At 47.2% G+C, this 271-nt stretch carries 1 pseudogene; it reads left to right on the forward strand.

The annotated features are described in order from the left end of the window. Positions 1 to 271, forward strand: a pseudogene (locus AAEZ02_RS22565) (hypothetical protein); the annotation flags it as partial.

Raw genomic sequence — 271 nt, forward strand, 5'->3', positions numbered from 1 at the left:
CTATGAATCAGCGCTAGATACTGAGCAAACAGAAACAAAAAGTAATATTACCATTACCGAGTCAGCCCAAGGGTACTTGGCCGATTTACTGTCCAAGCAAGATACTGACGGCATCGGTGTGCGTATCTTCGTCGAGCATCCTGGTACGCCGCGTGCCGAGTGCTGTATGGCTTATAACCAACCGGGCGAAGAAGACAGTGCCGATTTGCGTTTTACTTATGATGATTTCTCTGCCTTTATCGAAGCGTCATCAGTCCCTTATCTCGAAGAT

The organism is Shewanella sp. T24-MNA-CIBAN-0130 (genome assembly GCF_040310185.1).
GTDB classification, from domain to species: domain Bacteria; phylum Pseudomonadota; class Gammaproteobacteria; order Enterobacterales; family Shewanellaceae; genus Shewanella; species Shewanella psychromarinicola.